Raw genomic sequence first — 539 nt, 5'->3', positions numbered from 1 at the left:
CAATATCATTATTATGTGGGATAGCAATAGTGGCAGGCACCTCGCGATTTAAAGCTTTCTTGACTGCTTCTAATAAATTTTGATGTAAATGAAATCTATCTGCAACCTGCATTACATCAGGAAGTTCTTCTGCGATTACCTTCGCATATGCACTTGCCCTATCTCTAGTAATAGCCCTGATTTGCTTATTACTTTTCAACCATTGCCTTAAGCTTTCTCCATCTCTGCCATCTAGAATAGCTATAGGCTGATGACTTTTTTCATCGACTATGATAGTTCCGTATGTATGCCTCTTTTTGAATGCAAAATCATCTATTCCTATTACAGATCCATAATCAAACTCTGGTTGGCGTTTATGTCGGTTTATTAGCAGACGAATGATGGTGTCGCCACTTATTTTAATACCTATACACTTGCAGATGCGTGAAGCACCTTCGCAACTCGTCTCCAATGCTAGTATGCAAATGAAATCTTCTAGTCGCTCTGTCTTACGGCTATATGAATTAAGGAATCCGTGATACGTTTCAGCAATAGTAACC

At 38.8% G+C, this 539-nt stretch carries 1 protein-coding gene; it reads right to left on the bottom strand.

The window, feature by feature from the left end; all coding sequences use genetic code 11:
• Positions 1-451, bottom strand: a 451-nt coding sequence (locus OXPF_RS02885) for a transposase (RefSeq protein ID WP_242854304.1), incomplete at its 3' end; no start/stop codon positions are given.
• Positions 452-539: the final 88 nt, after the last annotated feature.

It is taken from the genome of Oxobacter pfennigii, assembly GCF_001317355.1.
Taxonomy (GTDB): Bacteria; Bacillota; Clostridia; order Clostridiales; family Oxobacteraceae; genus Oxobacter; species Oxobacter pfennigii.
Note: the sequence above shows the minus strand (reverse complement) of the source record. Positions and strands in the feature narration are given on the sequence as shown.